The following is a 15,865-nucleotide window of genomic DNA, read 5'->3' as shown; positions in this document are numbered from 1 at the left end:
ATATGTCCGTCGAGCGCGAGGCCATGGAATTCGACGTGCTGATCGTGGGGGGTGGCCCGTCCGGCCTCGCCGCGGCGATCCGCCTCAAGCAGCTCGCGCCGGATGCCTCGGTATGCCTGGTCGAGAAGGGCTCCGAGATCGGCGCCCACATCCTCTCCGGTGCGGTGCTCGAACCCCGGGCGCTCGATGAGCTGATCCCCGACTGGCGCGACGACCCGCCGGCGCTGGCCACCCCGGCCGCCGAGGATCGTTTCATGTTCCTCACGGAGACGAAGGCCTACAAGCTGCCGACGCCGCCGCAGATGAACAACCACGGGAACTACATCGTCTCGCTGGGCAATGTGTGCCGCTGGCTGGGGGCGAAGGCCGAGGCGCTGGGCGTCGAAATCTATCCGGGCTTCGCCGCCTCCGAGACCATCATCGAGGACGGCGTGGTCAAGGGCGTGGTCGCCGGCGTCATGGGCATCACCAAGGATGGCGAGGAAGGCCCGAACTACCAGCCGGGCATGGAACTGCGCGCGCGCTACACGCTGTTCTCCGAAGGTTGCCGCGGCTCGCTGACCAAGAAGTTGTTCGAGACCTTCAACCTGCGCGACGGCGTCGAGCCGCAGACCTTCGGCATCGGCATCAAGGAGCTCTGGCAGGTTCCCAAGGCGAACCACAAGCCGGGCACCATCTGGCATTCGACCGGCTGGCCGCTGAAGTCCGACACCTATGGCGGGTCGTTCCTCTACATGCTGGGCGAGGACCTGATCTCGACCGGCTTCGTGGTCGGGCTCGACTACCCGAACCCCTGGCTCTCCCCCTTCGAGGAGTTCCAGCGCTTCAAGACCCACCCCTCGGTGAAGCCCTTCTTCGAGGGCGGCAAGCGCATCGCCTATGGCGCGCGCGCGATCAACGAGGGCGGCTTCCAGTCCATCCCGAAGCTGGTCTTCCCGGGCGGGATGCTGATCGGCTGCACGGCGGGCTTCCTCAACGTGCCGAAGATCAAGGGCACGCACACCGCGATGAAGTCCGGCATGCTGGCGGCCGAGGCGGTCGCCGCCGCGCTGCCGAACGAGAGCGCCCCGGCGCAGCTCGACGGCTACAGCGATGCGGTGAAGAACAGCTGGATCTGGCCGGAGCTGAACGCGGTGCGCAACATCCGCCCAGGCTTCGCCAAGTGGGGCCTGTTCGGCGGCATGCTGAACGCCGCACTCGAGACCTACGTCACCCGCGGCAACTCGCCCTGGACGCTGGCGCACCACAAGGACAACGAAAGCCTGAAGAAGGCGTCGGAGTCCGAGAAAATCGCCTATCCCAAGCCCGATGGCGTGCTGACCTTCGATCGCCTTTCCTCGGTGTTCCTGTCGAACACCAACCATGAGGAAGACCAGCCTGCGCATCTGAAGCTGATCGACCCGTCGCGCTGGAAGGGCGTGAACTGGGACCAGTTCGCGAGCCCCGAAAGCCGCTACTGCCCGGCCGGCGTCTATGAGGCGGTGGGTGTGGAGGAAGGCGAGCCGCGCCTCGTGATCAACGCGCAGAACTGCGTGCACTGCAAGACCTGCGACATCAAGGACCCGTCGCAGAACATCGACTGGTGCACGCCCGAGGGCGCGGGCGGTCCCAACTACATCGGCGGCATGTGAGCGCACCGCATCCCGTCATCGGCGTGCTGCGCGCCGGTGCGCTGCTCGGCATGGGCTGGGTGGTGGCCGCGGGTCTCGCCTGGGAATTGTTCGGCCTGCCCTGGGCTGTGCTGATCCTGCTCGTCTGGCTGCTGCTGCAGCGCCTGCTCCATGGCGCGGTGCAGCGCCTGGGCGAGGCGATCCGCGCCGAAACCGCGCCGCGCGCCGCGTCCCGCGCGCCTGAAGAGGACCCCACATGCTGAAGATCCACGGCATCCCGCGCTCCCGCGCCTTCCGCTGCATCTGGGCCGCCGAGGAAGCGGGCCTGCCCTATGAGGTCGTCCCCCTCGGCTTCGCGCCCGGCTTCAAGCTGGAACGCCCGCTGCCGATCAATCCGAACAACAAGATCCCGGCGCTGGAAGACGGCGACCTCGTGCTGTTCGAAAGCCTGGCGATCAACCTGCACCTCGCCGGCAAGGCGGGTGCGCCGCTGATGCCCGCGGGCGACGATGCCTCCCGCGTCATGCAATGGACGCTGTGGACGGCGACCGAGGTCGAGGCCCCGGTCATGCGCTGGGGCTACAACACCTACCTGAAGCCGGCCGCCGAGCGCGATGCCGCCGAAGCCGCGGCGGGGAAGGAAGCGCTCGATGCGCGCCTCGCCGTGCTCGAAGGCGTGCTGGCAAAGAGCCCCTTCCTGCTGGGCGACACCTTCAGCGTCGCGGACCTGAACCTCGCCTGCGTGCTCTACGCGCCCTGGCTGAACGGGTACGACCTGGCGCGGTTCCCGAAGGTGAAGGCGTGGCTCGATGCCTGCCTGACGCGGCCGGCGGCCAAGCGGGCGCGTCAGCAGCGCGAGGGGTAGGGCGATTGGAGAGGGGCACTGCCCCTCTCCGCTTTCCGTCCAGGCAGAAGCCGCGCCTCTCCTGCCTTTCCTACCGCCAGGCGAAGTTCCGCATCGAGCAGGTCTCGACATTGCGCCGTTCCATCACGCGCCGATCCATGTAGACGACGCGCATATCCACCGTGCAGACCTCCCCGCGTGGCAGCGTGATCTGCATGGAAGCCCCGGGCGGGAGGATGTTGCGCGGCCCCAGCCGGTCGGCGCCCCAGTTCCGGTTGCTGGTCAGCGACACGTAGATCTCGCGGATCGTCTCTCCGCTGCGATTGACGAAGGTGAAGGACGGGTTGGCGACGACGCGTTCCGGCGGCGGCTCGGGCGTCGGCTGATAGGGCACGTCGCGGCCGAAGGTGATGCGCGAGAGGGTGCAGGCATGCACGCCAAGATGCCCGTCCTCGGTCCCATCCGCGAAGCGCACCCGGATATCGAGGTAGCAGTCGGGGAAAGTGGGCTCGACCCAGACCTGCATCCCGGGGCGGATCGGCCCCTGGGTCAGGATGTTCGGCCCCCATTCCTGCACCCGCGACGGCGAGACATTGGCCGCGACGATCGTTCGGTCGGTATTGTTCTGCAGCCAGAAGCGGTTCTGCGCCGAGGCCGGTGCGGCACCGGCGACCATCGCAATCAGGGTGGCAATGACGGCGAGGATGCGCATCCATCTCCTCCGGGTAGGCTGGTCGACGCAGTGTAGCTCCTTCGGCGCGGCAGGGTGATGGCACCGACCCTCTGCGTGTAGTGTGGCGCGATGCATGACGACAAGCCGGCGATCCTGGTGCTGGGGGCGGGTGGGCACGGCAAGGCGGTGCTCGACCTGGTGCTGGCGCATGGCGGGTGGCGCCCCGCGGGCGTGGTGGATGCGGCACCGAAGGTCGCGTCGCTGCTCGGCGTGACGGTGCTGGGCGACGAATCGCGCCTTCCCGGGCTGGTGCGATCGGGCGTCACGCGGGCCCATCCGGCGATCGGCCACAATGCGCAGCGCGTAGCAGCGGCCGGGCGCCTTGCGGCGGCGGGCTTCGGGTTGCCGGCGCTGATCCATCCGGCCGCCATCCTCGGTCACGGTGCGACGATCGGCGACGGCTGCGCCGTGCTGGCCCGCGCGGTCATCGGGCCCGAGGCGCAGCTCGGCCGCCTCGTCCTGGTCAACACCGGGGCCATCGTCGAACATGACTGCGTGGTCGAGGACGCCGCCCATATCGCGCCGGGCGCCATCCTGACCGGCGGCGTGCGGGTCGGCGCGCGGGCCATGATCGGCGCCGGGGCGGTGATCCGCCCTGGCGTGACGATCGGTGCGGGCGCCATCATCGGCGCGGGCGCGGCGGTTCTCGCCGACGTCCCACCCGGCGCGACCGTCGCCGGCGTGCCCGCCAAAGCCCTGCCGGAGCCCGCGCCATGACCCTTCCCCGCCGCCTGATCCTCGCCGCGCCGGCGCTCGCCCTGGGCTCGGCCCATGCCCAGACGCCCGGCTGGACGGCCGCGTCCGAATATCCGGCGACCTCCATCCCCGGCGAGGGCGTGACCTTCTTCGCCGAGGCCGCGACGCGCCGCGGCGTGCCGGTCACGGCCGCGCCGGGCGCGCCGGACGGGTATCGCTCGGCCGCGGCCTTCACCGCGCTCGCGCAGGGGCGCTTCGCGGTGGTCGATGCCTTTTCGGGATCGCTGAACGCGGTCGATCCGATGTTCCTGCTATCCTCCCTGCCCTTCCTCACCGCCTCCTATGCCGATGCGGCGCGGCTGCGGGACCTGGCGCGGCCGCACTACGCCGCGGCGGCCGAGAAGCAGGGCGCGGCGCTGCTCTGGACCACGCCCTGGCCGCCATCGGGCCTGTGGACCAAGCGGCCGGTGACGAAGCCCGAGGACCTGCAGGGCCTGCGCGTGCGCACTTATGACGCCACGGGCACCGCGGTGCTGCGCGCCGCCGGCGCGAATGCCGAGGTGCTGTCCTTCGCCGAGGTCGAGGCGCGGCTCGAATCCGGCGCGCTCGATGCGGTGCTGTCCTCGGGCGATGGCGGCGCGGGGCGGCGGTTGTGGCGTTGGCTGCCGAACTTCACCATCGCGGACTACGCTTGGCCGATCTCGCTGGCCTTCGCGTCGAAGACGGCCCTGGCGGCCCTGCCCGCCACGGGTCGCGAGGCCATCACGGCCGCGGCCGCGGAAACCGAGACGCGGCAGTGGCAGGCCATCGAAGGTCGGCTCGCCGCCAACCAGCGCACGATGCGTGAGAACAACGTGGCGATCCACGAACCGACCGACGCCCTGCGCGCGGCCCTGCGCCAGGCCGCCGCCGGCGCGACGACAGCCTGGGAAGCCCAGGCCGGCGACGCCGGGCGGGCGATCCTCGCTGCCTACCGGCGCTGACCCTGGCTTGGAGGGGCGCCGCCCCTCCCCCTATCCTGCACGGGCCGTCGCAGACCGGCCGCCCAGGGAAGGGAACCGCCCCATGAATGACACCGCACCGGCGCCTGCCGAGGAGGCGACCACCCACGCCGCCTTCGCCGACGGCGTCCTCGAACTCACGCTCAGCCATCCACGCCGGCGCAACGCCCTCGCCGCCCCACTGCGGGAGGCGCTGATCCGGCACCTGGAACACGGCCTCGCCGACCCGGCCTGCCGCGTCATCATCCTCACCGGCGCGGGCGGGCATTTCTGCGCGGGCGGGGACATCTCGGCCATGGGCCAGCAGACGCCGCTGGAAAGCCGCGCCCGCATGATGCGCACGAGCCACCACATCATCCGCCTGCTGGTGGAAGGCGAGAAACCCGTCATCGCCGCGGTGGAAGGCCATGCCGCCGGGGCGGGCCTGTCCCTCGCCGCGGCCTGCGACATCGTGGTCGCGGCGCGCAACGCGGTCTTCACCTGTTCCTTCAACCGCATAGGCCTGGTGCCGGACATGGGCGCGGGCTGGACGCTGCCGCGGCGGATCGGCTCCGGCCCGACCAGGCTGCTGATGTTCCGTGGCAAGCCCCTGCCGGCGGAAGAAGCCGCTCGCCTCGGCCTGGTCGAGACCCTGGCGGAACCCGGCGCGGCCCTGGACCAGGCGCGCGCCATCGCGCGCGACATCGCCGCCGTCGCGCCGCTGTCGAACGGGATGGCGAAGCAGTTGCTCGCGCGGTCGCAGGGTAGTCTGGCGGAGTTCCTCAAAGCCGAGGCGGATGCCCAGGCCCTGCTGCGCGAAAGCGAGGATCACCGCGAAGGGCGCGATGCGTTCCTGTCGAAGCGGGCGCCGCATTTCGTGGGGCGGTAGCGCGGGCTGCGGCGGCGCGCGTCCTGGCACGAGATGGAAGGCCCCGCTGAAGATCCTGGTGCCTTCACTGTCGCTATTGGAGGGGCTCTGCCCCTCCAAGCCACCCCGCCAAAGGCCCGAGGCCTTTGGAAACCGATACCTGGTGCGGGGCAGAGCGGGAGTTCGCAACGCCGATGCGCACGCCATGCCCGGCGCCCGGAGTCTTGCCGGCGTCGTGCCTTCTGCGCGGCTCATCCCATCGGCCGGCCCGCCGCGCCCGGCGCCAGGTGACGGTTTCCAAAGGCCCTGTGGCCTTTGGCGGGGAGAGGCTTGGAGAGGGGCAGAGCCCCTCTCCAATCCCCCACGTCACTTCCCCACGAACGCCACGAACCCCGCCAGGTAGTCGCGCAGCATCTTCGTCACCGCCGCATCCGTCAGCGCTCCCTCCGCGTCGAACACTCCCCCGGCGCGCGACACCATCAGGCGTCCCCCGGTCCACAATTCGCAGCCCAGCGTGCGGAGCACCGGCAGCCAGGCATTCTGCGCCAGGATGGTGCCGAAGCCGCCCGGCGAGGCGCCGATCAGCGCCACCTTCCGCCCGGCGAAGACCCGGCCTGCATCAGCGGGCGGACGGGATAGCCAGTCGATCGCGTTCTTGAAGGGGCCAGGGATGGAGTTGTTGTACTCCGGCGAGACCATCAGCAGCGCATCGGCGGCCGCGATCTTGTCCTTCAGAGCGGCGACGGCGGGCGGGATGCCCTCGGCCGCCTCGGCATCGCCGTCATAGACGGGGATGCCATGGATGGTCTCGACCGAGAGTTCCGCGCCCTCCGGCATCAGCCCGGCCGCGGCGCGCAGCAGGGCGGTGTTGAAGGAACCGCGGCGCAGGCTTCCGGATAGTCCGACGATCTTCATCAGGCAGGAGTCCTTTCGGGGCTGGATCAGATCCCGATCAGGTGAAATCAGCTGATCGGGTGAAGATGCTCGCGAAACAAGAGACTGGAGTCGTTGCCGCGAGCGAAGACGAACGGGAACGGCTCTAGCGGCAGGCGACCACCACCTGCTCGGGTCCGCTGACGATGCGGCCATGTCGCATGCCGCGGCTGTTCTCGCGGAAGCTGGAGACCTCGCAGCGGCGGGCCGCGGCGGGGACCGTCGCCATGATGCCGGCTTCGAGGCCCTCATAGCGGCAGACGAGGCGATAGGGCTGGCGGTTGCCGCCAAGGTCCCACCATTCCCGCCGCGTCCGCTGATCGCCATCGGGGCGGAGCTGTACGCGATCGGCGGGGTCGCCTTCATACAGGTCGGCGCCGCGCAGCCAGTGGCGCTGGGGTTCGGGGCGAAGTTCCCAGCCATTGGGCGGACGGATCTCGTCGCGGGATTGCACCTCGATCGAGGGCGGGCAGGCGAGCAGCGGCGGCGCCGGCGTGCGAGTGGCCTGCTGCGCCCCGGCCGTGCCGGCGAGGAGCAGCAGGGGCAGGGCGGCGAGGACGGGACGCATGGGGCTCTCTCCGGATGTCAGGGGCGAAGGAAGCGTTGCGTGATCTCGAAGGCGACGCGGCCAGTTTCGTCGAAGGGGGCGCGGGCGAAGGGGGTGGGGGCCTCTGCCAGCGGCCGCGCCTGGCCGGCAGCATAAAGCGTTTCGTGCAGCCTGTGGTGCCGTGCGCCGAGACCGCCCGGATCGGCGATGAAGACCGGGACGGTGGTGGCCAGGGCCTCGGACAGCATGGAGACGGAATCGCCCGTCACCACCACTGCATCCGCCCAGGCGAGCAGCCCGGCATAGGGGTTGGGACCGGCATCGCCCCAGCGATGGAGGCGGTGCGGAACCGCGGCCAGCGCATCGGCCACAGCGTCTTCGGCGTCGCGGCCCGTGCGGCGCGACCCGGTGGCCAGGACCGATCCGCCAAAGCCTGCGACCTGGCGCGCGATGGCGGCGGCGGCGGCGGGGTCCATCCCCTCGCCGCGCGGTGGGCCACCGAGCATCAGGGCGATGCGGGGGCCGGGATAGTCGCCCAGGGCCGCGAATTCCGCGCGCGCTGCGGCCAGCCGGCCGGGCGACATGCGGTGGGTGGCGCCGAGGATAGGCAGGATGTTGGGCGCTTCGGGCGGCGCATCGTGGCGGCCGATCACCAGCAGGTCGAAGCGGGTCTCGGCAAAGCCGGGGCGCATGCAGTGAACGGTGCGCGCACCCCGCCGCCCGAGCCACAGGGCGACCGGCGCGCTGCGCCGCCCGGCCGAGAGGACAACCTCCGGCCACGGCGCGACGATGCCGCCGCGGCTTTCTGGCGTCAGCCCGACAAGCGTCGGCCAGCGCAGCGGCAGCCGCGCGAGGCGCCCCCAGGCCAGCGGGACGGTCCGGAACGGCCGGCCGAGCCGTTCCGCGATGCCGATCGCCTGCGCCGCCGTGCCGGCGCGCGGGTCCGCCAGCACCCAGATGCGATTCGGATCGTCCTCAGTCATGGACGCGGCCGGCCCTGCCGATTACGACAGTCCGTGGACAGACCACCGCCAGGACGAACCCCCATGACCGCGCTGCACGCCTCCGACTGGGACCGCGACGCCGCCCTGACCACCGCGCGCATCCTGCTTGAGATCAAGGCCATCAATTTCCGGCCCGAAGAGCCCTATACCTTCACCAGCGGCTGGAAGAGCCCGGTCTATATCGACTGCCGCAAGATCATCTCCTTCCCCCGGGCGCGCAACCGGATCATGGAGCTCGGCGTCGAGAAGATCGGCCGCCATGTCGGCTATGAATCGATCGACGTGGTGGTGGGCGGCGAGACGGCGGGCATCCCCTTCGGCGCCTGGATCGCCGACCGGATGATGGCGCCCATGGCCTATGTCCGGAAGAAGCCGAAGGGCTTCGGCCGCAATGCCCAGATCGAGGGCGAGGTGCCGGTCGGTCAGCGCACCCTGCTGGTCGAGGACCTGACCACCGATGGCGGGTCCAAGATCCGCTTCGCCAACGCGCTGCGCGAGGCCGGTGCCGTCTGCGAGCACACCTTCGTCGTCTTCTTCTACGGCGTCTTCCCCGGGTCCTTCGAGAAGATGAAGGAGATGGGGCTGAACCTGCACCACCTCTGCACCTGGTGGGACGTGCTCGAAGTGTGCCGCGAGAAGCCGTATTTCAGCGAGGCGGCACTCAAGGAAGTGCGCAAGTTCCTGGAAGACCCGGTGACCTGGTCGGCGTCGCATGGCGGCGTGGCGAGCGCGGATGAGGCGAAGCTGAAGGACGCCGTCTGATGCGGCTGCGCGTCGCCGCGCTGCTGCTGGCGGTGGCCTCGCCCGCCGCCGCCCAGCCGCGCGACGCGCTGACCATCGGCATCACGCAGTATCCTTCGACGTTTCATCCCAACATCGAGAACATGGCCGCGAAGTCCTACGTGCTGGGCTTTGCGCGCCGTCCGCTGACCGCATACGGCGCCGATTGGCGCCTCACCTGCCTGACCTGCGAGACCCTGCCGACACTCGAGAACGGCCTGGCCGAACGCGAGACCACGCCTGACGGCAAGGCGGGCATGCGCGTCACCTACCGCCTGCGCGAGGGCCTGCGCTGGGGCGATGGCACGCCGGTCTCCTCGGAAGACCTGCGTTTCGCCTGGGAAGCCGGCCGCAACCCCGCCACCGGCTTCGGTCCCTCCGAATTCTACCGCAGCGCCTATGAGCTCATCGTCGTCGATCCGCGCACCGTCACCCTGCGCTTCGACCGCGTGACCTTCGAATACAACTCCATGGGCGACTTCCAGCCCCTGCCCGCCCATGTCGAGCGCGAACGCTGGCAGGCCGATCCCCGCACCTATCGCACCCGCACCGCCTACGACACCGAGACGACCAACCCCGCCTTGTGGAACGGCCCGTTCCGCATCACCGCGGTACAGCCCGGCGCCTCCGTCACGCTGGAACGCAACCCGGTCTGGAGCGGCGAGGCCCCGCACTTCCGTCGCATCACCATCCGCACGGTCGAGAACACGACGGCCCTCGAGGCCCAGCTCCTCGCCGGCCAGGTGGACATGGTCGCGGGCGAGCTCGGCCTGCCGCTGGAACAGGCCATCGCGCTGGAACGCCGCACCGGCAACCGCTTCCTCTTCCACTACCAGCCGGGGCTGATCTACGAGCATCTCGACGTCCGCCTCGATACCCCGCCGCTGGACGATGTGCGCGTGCGTCGCGCCCTGCTGCTGGCGACAGACCGCAAGACCATCAGCGAACGCCTCTTCGCCGGCCGCCAGCCCGTCGCGCATACCTCGGTCAATCCGCTCGACCCGATGTTCGACCCGGATGTCCGGCAATGGCCCTTCGACCTGGCCCGCGCCCGCGCCCTGCTGGACGAGGCCGGCTGGACCCCCGGCCCCGACGGCATCCGCCGCAACGCCGCCGGGGATCGCCTGTCCCTGGAATTCATGACGACCGCCGGCAACCGTGCCCGCGAACAGGTGCAGCAGGTGCTGCAGGGCATGTGGCGCCAAGCCGGCATCGAGGCCCGCATCCGCAACGAGCCGCCGCGCGTCTTCTTCGCCGAAACCTTGTCCCGCCGCCGCTTCCAGGGGTTGGCACTGTTCGCCTGGATCTCGGCACCGGAATCCGTCCCGCGCTCGACGCTCAATTCCGACGAGATCCCCCGCGAGGCCACCAACTGGTCCGGCCAGAATTTCGGCGGCTACCGCAACGCCGAGGTCGATCGGCTGACGCAGGACATCCCCGAACAGCTCGACGTGCCGCAACGCCGCGAGATGTGGCGCCGGCTCCAGGCGATCTACGCCGAGGACCTGCCCGCCATCCCGCTCTGGTTCCGCGCGGACGCGCATGTCTGGCCGCAATGGCTGGAAGGCGTGCGGCCGACAGGGCAGTTGAACGTGTCGACGCTCTGGGCCGAGGAATGGCGGGCGAAGTGACGGGGCACGGCGCGGCCCCGTCGAGGACCCCGCACCTGCGTTGGGGAGAACTCTGCCCTCCCCAGGCCTCGCGCTTCGATTGGGGAAAGCTCCGCCCTCCCCAAAACCCTCGCCTCGATTGGGGAGAGCTCCGCCCTCCCCAAACCCCTCGCTTCGATTGGGGAGAGCTCCGCCCTCCCCAAACCCCTCGCTTCGATTGGGGAGAGCTCCGCCCTCCCCAAACCCCTCGCTTCGATTGGGGAGAGCTCCGCCCTCCCCAAACCCCTCCGGTCGGGGGAACGTATTCCCCCGAATCCCCCTTCTATTATTGGCCGTTGCACTGGTGCGCGGGGCACCACGCGATGGTCACGATCACGACCGTCGCGCCCAACACCAGGTCGAAGTTTCCAAAGGCCTTACGGCCTTTGGCGGAGTGGGTTCGGGAGGGGCAGAGCCCCTCCCGTCAGCGCCCGTGATCATCCGGCGCCTCCTCCAGATCGCGCTCACCTTGGCGATCCTCTCCTTCTGTGCCTTCGCCCTCATCGCCCTCATGCCAGGCGACCCGATCGAAGTCGCCATCGCCGGCGACCCGCGCCTCACCGCGGAGGATGCCGCCCATCTCCGTGCCCTGCATGGCCTCGACCGGCCCTTCACGGAACGCTACCTCGCTTGGGCCTCCGGCCTGCTGCGCGGCGAGTTCGGCTATTCGCGCCTCTTCGCCCAGCCGGTCGCGTCACTGCTCCGCCCGGCGTTGCTGTCCACGCTGGCGCTGGCCGGCTCGGCGCTCGCCATCGCGCTGGTCGCGGGCGTCGCACTCGGCGCGTTGGCGGCGTCGCGGCCGCGCGCGGCGCCGCTGGTCGACGCCATCGCCGTCCTGGGCCAGGCCATGCCAACCTTCTGGCTCGGCATCCTGCTCATCATCGCCTTCGCCGTGACACTCGGCTGGCTGCCGGCGGGGGGCAGCGCGGATCACGGTCTCGGCCTGACCTATCTGATCTTGCCGGTGACGACACTCGCCATCGCCAATCTCGCCGCCTATGCGCGGCATTCGGCGGCTAGCCTCGAGGCCACGCTCGCCGAACCCTGGATCCGCACCGCCCGCGCGCGCGGCGCGACGGAACGCGGCGTGCTTTGGCGCCACGCCTTCCCCAATGCCGCGCTGCCGATCCTGCAGATCGCCGCATTGGACGCCGGTGCGCTGGCCGGCGGGGCGCTGGTGACGGAAACCGTCTTCGCGCGGCCCGGCATGGGCAAGCTGCTCTACGACGCGGTGATGGGCAACGACACCAACCTCGCTTTGATCGCGCTGCTGCTGGTGGCGCTGGTGACGATGCTGGCGACGCTTGGGGCCGACCTCGCGCAGCGCGCCCTCGATCCTCGGCTGCGCGAGCGATGAAGCGCCTCGCCTTCGGCCTCGCCCTGCTGGCGGTCCTGGCGATCGCCGCGCTGGCCGCGCCCTTCGTCGCGGCGGCGCTGGGCCATGACCCCTTCGCACCCGACCTTTTCGCGCGCTTCGAACCGCCCTCGGCGACGCATCCGCTCGGCACCGACGATCTCGGGCGGGACATCCTGCTGCGGCTGCTCTACGGCGCGCGGGTGTCGCTCGCCGTGGGACTCGCGGCCGCATTGGCGGCGACGGTCATCGGTACGGCGGCGGGGCTCTTCGCCGCCTGGCGCGGGGGCGTGGCGGATGCGCTGGTCATGCGCCTCGCCGACTTCATGCTGGCCCTGCCGGCGCTGCCGTTGCTGGTGCTGCTCGCCGCCGCCGATCCGTCGCGCATCGGCCTGCCGGCGCGGGGCGAGGCCGCCGGCGACGTGCTGCGCATCGTCGTCATCCTCGCCTTGTTCGGCTGGATCGGCGTGGCGCGGCTGGCCCGCGCCGCGGCCCTCGCGACGCTGTCGCGCGACCATGTCCGCGCGGCACGCGCCCTCGGCGCGACCGAGGCGCGCATCCTCCGCCGTCACGTCCTGCCCGCGCTGCTGCCGCCCGTGGCCGTCGCGACCGCGCTCTCCGTCGCCGGCGCGATCCTTGCCGAATCGACCCTGTCCTTCCTCGGGCTCGGCATCAGCCCGCCGGCGCCGTCCTGGGGAAACATGCTGGCGAATGCCCAGGAACTGGTCTTCAGCGCCCCCTGGGCGGCGGTCTGGCCGGGACTCGCCATCATGACGACCGTTGCCGGCTGCTCCCTGGTGGCCGACGGCCTTCGCAGGCGCTAAAGGGCAGGTGATATTTCGTCCATGGCCACCACCGGTCACACTGCCAGGGAAGCAGAACCATGCCGCATACCCCGCTCGCCAAGTCCATGATGGAACTGCTGGCCCATATCAGCCTGCCCGCGGCTGACCGGCAGTTCCCGGCCGGCGATACGGCGCTGGCCGACCCCACAACGCCGCTGCCCGGGACGCTGACCGGCACCGACGGCCTGCTCGACAGCCTGCTGGCCGAGGTCGAGGAAGACCTGCAGGAAGGCCGCAACATGGCGGCCGGTACGGCGCTCGGCCTGGTCGGCACGCGGCTCAGCCTGGACGCCACGCGCGGCGCGCAGCCGCCGCGCCATGTCGAATGGCTCGCCGACCACCTGCGCAAGGCGGCGAACGAGATGGCCGCCAACCAGCCGGGCAAGGCGCTCAAGGCCGTGCGCCGCGCGCGCCTCGCCCTTCGGCCCTGAGGAAAGATTTCAAATCAGTCATTTATCGGAGAGTCTTTCGACACGGATGAAGCAGTAGGAAGGCACAAGGTCACGGCTCCCCCCACCGTTCCGACCGATTCGCATGGTCACAACGGCCAGAAGGATGCCATCACCATGTTCCGCGCCTTTCTCCTCGCCGCCGGGTTGATCCTGGCCCTTGGCTCGTTCAGCGACGCCGAGGCCGCGCGCAGCCGCCCCCGCACCACGGGCACGGACGCCGCCGCGGCCTCGACCGAGACGCCGAGCGCCTCCAGCCGCAGCAGCCGGCGCAGCACGGCGCATCGCCAGCGGCGCAATCGCAGCAGCGCCTCGGCGTCGCACCGCCGTCGTGGCTCGCAGCACGCCTCGGCCAGTGGCAGCCGCCGCAGCTCGCGCGGCAGCAGCGCGCCCACCACGACACCGACGACGGACTGATCGACGCATCCGCTCGCAACACGCGAAAAGGGGGCCACAAGGCCCCCTTTTTTATGTGCCGGGCTTGTGTGGGTGCGCTGGCGAAGGCCTGGCCGAGACCCAACGTGGTGATCGAGCCGGATGTGGAGCCAGGCACCCCGTCCAACCCGCGCCCCGCCAAGTGCTTGGATCACCTGGAACGCTATAGGCGCAGCCACCGCGCTGTCCTCTCCAACCGCCCTTCCCGCGCGAGAACGGGCGTCGGTGCCATTCCGGCGGCGGCCCGCGGCGTCAGGTCGAGGTTCTCAACGGCGTTCGGCCGAAGCAGGTCCTCATTCGCGTCGCCAGGCAACGTGAATGGGGACCCGTGCTGGGGTGGCTTGGAGGGGTAGCGCCCCTCCAAAGCCGCAGTGGCGGCGATTCGGGCCGCCGCGAATCCACACCACGCAGGGCAGTCGCCATCCACAGGACAACCTCCGTGCTCGGTTGATCCCCGACCCGGCAATCGCTGCTTGATTCCTTTAAATTCGAACTTACTAATATTCAGAACAAGTGACGCTGGCTGGGCATCAATCCGGCCCGACGGGAGGAAAATCATGGCGCGTATCGTCATCCTGGGCGCTGGCCTCGGCGGTGCCATCATGGCCTTCGAACTGAAGGACAAGCTCCGACCGGCTGACGAGGTGGTAGTCGTGAATGACGGGCCGACCTATTCCTTCGTTCCCTCCAACCCCTGGGTCGCCGTGGGCTGGCGGGACCGGCAGGACGTGGTGGTGGATCTCGCGCAGGTCTTCGCCCGCCGTGGCATAGCCCTGCGCCCGGAAGGTGCGGCTCGCCTGCATCCGTCCGAGAACCGCCTCGACCTGCGCGACGGCAGCAGCCTGACCTATGACTACCTGGTCATCGCGACGGGCCCCGACCTCGCCTTCGACGAGATCCCCGGCCTCGGCCCCGATGGCCATACCCAATCCATCTGCCATATCGACCACGCTGAGAAGACGCGCACGGCCTTCGAGGCGCTGGTGAAATCCCCCGGCCCGATCGTGGTCGGCGCGGTCCAGGGTGCGTCCTGCTTCGGCCCGGCCTATGAGTTCGCCTTCATCCTCGACACCGCGCTGCGCCGCGCGCGGGTGCGCGACCAGGTGCCGATGACCTTCGTCACGCCGGAACCCTATGTCGGGCATCTCGGCCTGGATGGCGTTGGGGACACCAAGGGGTTGCTCGAAAGCGCGATGCGCGAGCGGCACATCAAATGGATCACCAATGCAAAGGTCACCGGCGTCGAGGCCGGCCGCATGACCGTCGCGGAAGTGGACGCCAAGGGCGAGACCGCCGCGACCCACGACCTGCCATTCACTTTCTCCATGCTGCTGCCGGCCTTCCGCGGCGTGGCGGCGGTGCTGGGGATCGAGGGGCTGACCAACCCGCGCGGCTTCATCACCATCGACAAGCACCAGCGCAACCCGGCCTTCCCGAACATCTTCGCCATCGGCGTCGCGGTCGCCATCCCGCCGGTCGGCAAGACGCCGCTCGCGGTCGGCGTGCCGAAGACCGGCTTCATGATCGAATCCATGGTCACCGCCACAGCCGCCAACATCGCGGCGGTCCTCGATGGCCGGGAGCCCAAGGCGGTCGCAACGTGGAATGCCGTCTGCCTCGCCGATTTCGGCGATGAGGGCATCGCCTTCATCGCCCAGCCGCAGATCCCACCCCGCAACGTGAACTGGTCGTCGCAGGGCAAGTGGGTGCATGCGGCGAAGGTCGGCTTCGAGAAGTACTTCCTGCACAAGATCCGCCAGGGCAAGGCCGAGACCTTCTACGAGAACCTGGTCCTCGACCTGCTCGGCATCCGCAAGCTGAAGGAGATCCGGACGGAGGCCGACTGAGCCCCGCCCGCGGAAGGAGAGACAAAGATGACCATCGACCGTGCCGTATTGTTCTTCGCCGGCTGCGTGGTGCTGGCTTCGGTGGCGCTCGGCGCCTTCGTGTCGCCCTGGTGGCTGCTGCTGACGGCCTTCGCCGGGGCGAACATGATCCAGGCCTCGGTCACCGGGCTCTGCCCGGCGGCCTGGGTGTTCCGCAAGCTGGGGGTGAAGCCGGGCGTCGCCTTCTCCTGATCCGGTGAGGCAGATGCGGCGTCCTTCCTTCGAGTCAGTCGGCGGGAACCGTCTCGAAAT

Annotated in this window: 18 protein-coding genes; 13 read left to right on the top strand and 5 right to left on the bottom strand. The window is 70.1% G+C overall.

What is annotated here, in order from left to right; genetic code table 11:
- Window positions 1–2: 2 nt before the first annotated feature.
- The 3 genes from KPL78_RS00195 to KPL78_RS00185 are packed head-to-tail and all read left to right on the top strand — an operon-like array spanning window position 3 to window position 2,475.
- Window positions 3–1,631 (top strand): electron transfer flavoprotein-ubiquinone oxidoreductase, encoded by a 1,629-nt coding sequence (locus KPL78_RS00195; protein ID WP_255568477.1) that lies wholly within the window; start codon window positions 3–5, stop codon window positions 1,629–1,631.
- Window positions 1,628–1,873, top strand: coding sequence for a hypothetical protein (locus tag KPL78_RS00190; protein WP_219760629.1), 246 nt, complete (start codon window positions 1,628–1,630; stop codon window positions 1,871–1,873). Before KPL78_RS00195 ends, KPL78_RS00190 begins: the two co-directional genes overlap by 4 nt.
- Entirely contained in the window at window positions 1,867–2,475 is a 609-nt protein-coding gene (locus KPL78_RS00185; RefSeq protein ID WP_219760628.1) for a glutathione S-transferase family protein, read from the top strand. Before KPL78_RS00190 ends, KPL78_RS00185 begins: the two co-directional genes overlap by 7 nt.
- Before the next feature lie 70 nt (window positions 2,476–2,545).
- Here the strand turns inward: KPL78_RS00185 and KPL78_RS00180 are convergent, their stop codons facing one another.
- Complete coding sequence (locus KPL78_RS00180; RefSeq protein WP_219760627.1) at window positions 2,546–3,166, bottom strand: Tat pathway signal protein; 621 nt, start codon at window positions 3,164–3,166, stop codon at window positions 2,546–2,548.
- A gap of 90 nt (window positions 3,167–3,256) precedes the next feature.
- Between KPL78_RS00180 and KPL78_RS00175 the strand changes: the two genes are divergently transcribed.
- The 3 genes from KPL78_RS00175 to KPL78_RS00165 all read left to right on the top strand — a co-directional run bounded on the left by KPL78_RS00175 (window position 3,257) and on the right by KPL78_RS00165 (window position 5,752).
- The gene (locus KPL78_RS00175; RefSeq protein WP_219760626.1) at window positions 3,257–3,904 is read left to right on the top strand and encodes a NeuD/PglB/VioB family sugar acetyltransferase; all 648 of its coding nucleotides are present in this window, start codon (window positions 3,257–3,259) and stop codon (window positions 3,902–3,904) included.
- Entirely contained in the window at window positions 3,901–4,866 is a 966-nt protein-coding gene (gene dctP / locus KPL78_RS00170; RefSeq protein WP_219760625.1) for a TRAP transporter substrate-binding protein DctP, read from the top strand. Before KPL78_RS00175 ends, dctP begins: the two co-directional genes overlap by 4 nt.
- Window positions 4,867–4,948: 82 nt before the next feature.
- Window positions 4,949–5,752: an enoyl-CoA hydratase/isomerase family protein gene (locus KPL78_RS00165; RefSeq protein ID WP_219760624.1), complete on the top strand. Its 804-nt coding sequence runs from the start codon at window positions 4,949–4,951 to the stop codon at window positions 5,750–5,752.
- Window positions 5,753–6,097: 345 nt separating this feature from the next.
- Here the strand turns inward: KPL78_RS00165 and KPL78_RS00160 are convergent, their stop codons facing one another.
- From KPL78_RS00160 to KPL78_RS00150, 3 genes are all read right to left on the bottom strand, one after another.
- Window positions 6,098–6,646 (bottom strand): NADPH-dependent FMN reductase, encoded by a 549-nt coding sequence (locus KPL78_RS00160; RefSeq protein WP_219760623.1) that lies wholly within the window; start codon window positions 6,644–6,646, stop codon window positions 6,098–6,100.
- 124 nt (window positions 6,647–6,770) lie between these two features.
- A complete protein-coding gene (locus tag KPL78_RS00155; RefSeq protein WP_219760622.1) occupies window positions 6,771–7,232 on the bottom strand; it encodes an STY0301 family protein in 462 nt (153 codons plus the stop codon).
- Between the two features lie 17 nt (window positions 7,233–7,249).
- Complete coding sequence (locus KPL78_RS00150; RefSeq protein WP_219760621.1) at window positions 7,250–8,194, bottom strand: mitochondrial fission ELM1 family protein; 945 nt, start codon at window positions 8,192–8,194, stop codon at window positions 7,250–7,252.
- A gap of 63 nt (window positions 8,195–8,257) precedes the next feature.
- Between KPL78_RS00150 and KPL78_RS00145 the strand changes: the two genes are divergently transcribed.
- The 5 genes from KPL78_RS00145 (at window position 8,258) to KPL78_RS00125 (ending at window position 13,274) form a co-directional block, all read left to right on the top strand.
- Window positions 8,258–8,977 (top strand): orotate phosphoribosyltransferase, encoded by a 720-nt coding sequence (locus KPL78_RS00145; protein WP_219760620.1) that lies wholly within the window; start codon window positions 8,258–8,260, stop codon window positions 8,975–8,977.
- The gene (locus KPL78_RS00140; RefSeq protein WP_219760619.1) at window positions 8,977–10,626 is read left to right on the top strand and encodes a peptide ABC transporter substrate-binding protein; all 1,650 of its coding nucleotides are present in this window, start codon (window positions 8,977–8,979) and stop codon (window positions 10,624–10,626) included. The genes KPL78_RS00145 and KPL78_RS00140 overlap by 1 nt, the downstream gene beginning before the upstream one ends.
- Window positions 10,627–11,077: 451 nt before the next feature.
- Window positions 11,078–12,001 (top strand): ABC transporter permease, encoded by a 924-nt coding sequence (locus tag KPL78_RS00135; protein ID WP_369412579.1) that lies wholly within the window; start codon window positions 11,078–11,080, stop codon window positions 11,999–12,001.
- Window positions 11,998–12,822 carry an ABC transporter permease gene (locus tag KPL78_RS00130; RefSeq protein ID WP_219760618.1) on the top strand — a complete coding sequence of 275 codons (825 nt, stop codon included), beginning with the start codon at window positions 11,998–12,000 and terminating at the stop codon, window positions 12,820–12,822. Before KPL78_RS00135 ends, KPL78_RS00130 begins: the two co-directional genes overlap by 4 nt.
- A gap of 59 nt (window positions 12,823–12,881) precedes the next feature.
- Window positions 12,882–13,274, top strand: coding sequence for a hypothetical protein (locus tag KPL78_RS00125; protein ID WP_219760617.1), 393 nt, complete (start codon window positions 12,882–12,884; stop codon window positions 13,272–13,274).
- 107 nt (window positions 13,275–13,381) lie between these two features.
- Here the strand turns inward: KPL78_RS00125 and KPL78_RS00120 are convergent, their stop codons facing one another.
- Complete coding sequence (locus KPL78_RS00120; RefSeq protein ID WP_219760616.1) at window positions 13,382–13,747, bottom strand: hypothetical protein; 366 nt, start codon at window positions 13,745–13,747, stop codon at window positions 13,382–13,384.
- 537 nt (window positions 13,748–14,284) lie between these two features.
- Here KPL78_RS00120 and KPL78_RS00115 point away from each other — a divergent pair.
- Entirely contained in the window at window positions 14,285–15,574 is a 1,290-nt protein-coding gene (locus KPL78_RS00115; RefSeq protein WP_219760615.1) for an NAD(P)/FAD-dependent oxidoreductase, read from the top strand.
- A 27-nt stretch (window positions 15,575–15,601) separates the two neighbouring features.
- Window positions 15,602–15,805 (top strand): YgaP family membrane protein, encoded by a 204-nt coding sequence (locus KPL78_RS00110; protein ID WP_219760614.1) that lies wholly within the window; start codon window positions 15,602–15,604, stop codon window positions 15,803–15,805.
- The last annotated feature ends 60 nt before the right edge of the window (window positions 15,806–15,865 follow it).

Origin of the sequence: Roseomonas alba (assembly GCF_019430885.1) — a bacterium.
GTDB classification, from domain to species: Bacteria; Pseudomonadota; Alphaproteobacteria; order Acetobacterales; family Acetobacteraceae; genus Neoroseomonas; species Neoroseomonas alba.
Note: the sequence above shows the minus strand (reverse complement) of the source record. Positions and strands in the feature narration are given on the sequence as shown.